The sequence below is a fragment of the Paenibacillus sp. 01T422 genome (assembly GCF_056398785.1).
In genome coordinates, this window is record NZ_JBFTQB010000812.1 from 1 (window position 1) to 3,012 (window position 3,012).

Below are 3,012 nucleotides of genomic sequence, written 5' to 3' on the forward strand. Positions count from 1 at the left end.
CTTATAGATCAGTTCGGCGGCATGAGGGTAGATGTCGATATGGATATGAGATATCAGGATGATAGTGACGGAACAGATATCAATTTGAGAAAAGGCACGCAGCTCTTAAATGGCAAACAAGTGCTTGATTATATTCGCTATCGCAAATCGAATCTGGGAACAGCGGAATCCTCGGACATAGAACGGAATCAGCGCGAGCAATTTGTGCTTAATGAATTACTTGATAAATTAACTTCACTTAATGGTGTAACCGCTTGGGGGAAGGTGCTTGATATTATGGGAAGCTCCATTAAGACGGACATCCCGGCAGATGAACTTCGAATTTTGACCAAATCGTACCGTGATTATAAACCTGCAAATGTGCAGTATATTCATCTGGATGGGACATGGGAGAGTCCTTATCTGGTTGTGAAGCAGCAGGATTTAGAGGAAGCGCTGGAAGCTTTACGCGGACAAACGGACACTTCAATTGACAGCTATTTGCAGACAGATTAAAGTGTACAAGAAGCGATGGCTATTGCTACATAGCAAACGCATTTTTGGTAAAAGATAGAGGGGGAAGCACGGTTGAAGTTTAATGAAATTTCTGCGCAAGAATGGCACGATTTAAAACCATACTTGGACACATGTTTGCTGCCAGTAACGGGGTTGACCGGATTCGAAGACCCCGCACAAGTGACTCTGGCGCTGGAGCAGCTCCGAGATGCACTAGAAACCATCGAAATTCCATACAAAGGTAGGGTAGTGACGTACCCAGCGCTTCATTATATGACGGCGGTGAGCATGAGGGACCAGCTAGAAGCCCTGTCCCTTCATTTAAAAAGGATGGGATTTCGCTATGTCATCGTACTAACCATACATACGGAAGCTGCAGACTGGAAAGCAGATCAAACCGATTTGTTGATTGCTGTCGAAATGGAGCAGTGGGAAAGCAAATCCGAGCAGATCAAATCAAGTATTTCTAAGCAAGTTCAGCACTTATGGCAGCATGGTGATTAACTTTAGCTGTTAAGTGTATTATTGGAAAAAAAATTGTGCAGGATAAGGGGAGTAATGGCGTACATTGGCTGCCAAAAAGTTGTGACAATTTCGTTAAAATTTGTCCGAACGCCAAGTTTTCAATGGCTCAAAAGGAGTTCTGGATTCTTGACGACCTAGTAGTCGTAGGATATTATTAGTAATGTCCTAGTTATGTAGTGTAATGTCGAACGACACGTGATAGAGGTAACTGACGTCCGAGAGGGTTGGACATCGGCCAATGTAGGAGGGTAGACCTGAGAATGAGTGATCATAACAATCACAATGAAGAACAGCACGGGAAGAAACCCGGGACAAAACGCGAAATGTCTCGTCGGCAATTTCTATCCTACACCCTTGGTGGCGCTGGAGGATTCATGGGGGCCGGCATCATTATTCCGATGATTCGGTTTGCGGTAGATCCTGTGCTTCAGAAGAAGACAGAATCAGATTGGGTTAAAGTTGTCGAAGAAAGTAAAATTACAAATGTACCACAATCATTTACGTTCCAGATACATCAAGTAGATGGTTGGTACGAAAGTGACGCTGAATTGGTTGCGTGGATTTCCAAAGACAGCAGCGGCAAGCTCTTTGCATTGAATCCTACTTGTAAGCACCTTGGATGTACGGTTAACTGGAACGATAACCCGGCTTACAAAGATCAGTATTTCTGTCCTTGTCATGGTGCTCACTATACGCAAGATGGTAAAAACCTTGCTGTCGCACCAAAACCATTGGATGAATACACAACCAAAGTTGAGAATGGGTTCGTTTATGTGGGACAACTGCATGCTAACACAAGAGTATAAGGAGGCGTCACAGTCAGATGTTTAAAAACGTATACAACTGGATTGACGAACGTCTTGATATTACGCCTATGTGGAGGGATGTAGCAGATCATGAGGTTCCAGAACACGTTAACCCTGCTCATCATTTTTCCGCTTTCGTGTATTGCTTCGGCGGATTGACGTTTTTCATCACAGTCATTCAAATCTTGTCGGGTATGTTCTTAACCATGTATTACACACCTGATATCATCAATGCTTATGCAAGCGTTGACTACTTACAACATAAAGTAGCTTTCGGTGTTATCGTCAGAGGTATGCACCACTGGGGAGCTAGTTTAGTTATCGTAATGATGTTCTTACATACCCTGCGCGTGTTCTTCACAGGTTCTTACAAAGCACCACGTGAAATGAACTGGGTAGTAGGCATGCTCATTTTCTTCGTTATGTTAGGTCTAGGTTTTACGGGATACCTGCTTCCATGGGATAACAAAGCATACTTTGCTACACAAGTAGGTATGAAAATTGCAGCGTCCGTACCTTTAGCGGGTCCGTACATTGAAACATTGCTGCAAGGCGGAAGCATCGTTGGTGCGCAAACACTAACTCGTTTCTTTGCCATTCACGTGTTCTTCCTGCCTGGCGTTCTGCTCGCTTTGCTTGCTGGACACTTCTTCATGATTCGCAAACAAGGTATTTCCGGACCGCTATAAATTAGGGAGGGGCGAATAGCGTGGCTCATGGTCATAAGTCTGACGAGAAAATCGTTTACGTAGGGGATTCCCGCGTAATTAAGAAAACAGAAGAGCAAAGATTAATTCCTCGCGATTACTCTGCGTATCCGGGAAAATCGGAAGCCTTTATTCCAAACTTCTTGTTAAAAGAGTGGATGGTAGGGGTAGTTGTACTAGTCGGTATGTTAGTGTTAGTAATGTCCGACCCGGCTCCGCTTGGTTATCCTGCGGATCCTAAAAATACAGCGTTTATTCCGATGCCTGACTGGTACTTCTTGTTCATGTATCAATTATTGAAATACCCGTACACATCCGGGGATTATGTAGTACTTGGAGCGGTTGTAGTACCTGGTTTACTGTTCGGCGGTTTGTTGCTGGCTCCATTCTTGGATACAGGCAAAGAGCGTCGTTTCTACAGAAGACCAATCGCTTCAAGCCTGATGATTTTATCTCTTATCGCTTGTACATACTTAACG

Annotated in this window: 4 protein-coding genes and 1 pseudogene; all 5 read left to right on the forward strand. The window is 44.0% G+C overall.

Features of this window, described 5'->3' with window-relative positions:
- Window positions 1-495, forward strand: a 495-nt coding sequence (locus AC1DUA_RS31680) for an LCP family protein (protein WP_477503524.1), incomplete at its 5' end; no start/stop codon positions are given.
- 72 nt (window positions 496-567) lie between these two features.
- Window positions 568-999, forward strand: a complete 432-nt coding sequence (locus AC1DUA_RS31685) for a DUF2487 family protein (RefSeq protein WP_477503525.1) — start codon at window positions 568-570, stop codon at window positions 997-999.
- A gap of 281 nt (window positions 1,000-1,280) precedes the next feature.
- Window positions 1,281-1,826, forward strand: a complete 546-nt coding sequence (locus AC1DUA_RS31690) for a QcrA and Rieske domain-containing protein (RefSeq protein ID WP_477503526.1) — start codon at window positions 1,281-1,283, stop codon at window positions 1,824-1,826.
- Between the two features lie 17 nt (window positions 1,827-1,843).
- Window positions 1,844-2,515 carry a menaquinol-cytochrome c reductase cytochrome b subunit gene (gene qcrB / locus AC1DUA_RS31695; RefSeq protein WP_127451419.1) on the forward strand — a complete coding sequence of 224 codons (672 nt, stop codon included), beginning with the start codon at window positions 1,844-1,846 and terminating at the stop codon, window positions 2,513-2,515.
- A gap of 20 nt (window positions 2,516-2,535) precedes the next feature.
- Window positions 2,536-3,012: pseudogene (locus tag AC1DUA_RS31700) on the forward strand (menaquinol-cytochrome C reductase); the annotation flags it as partial.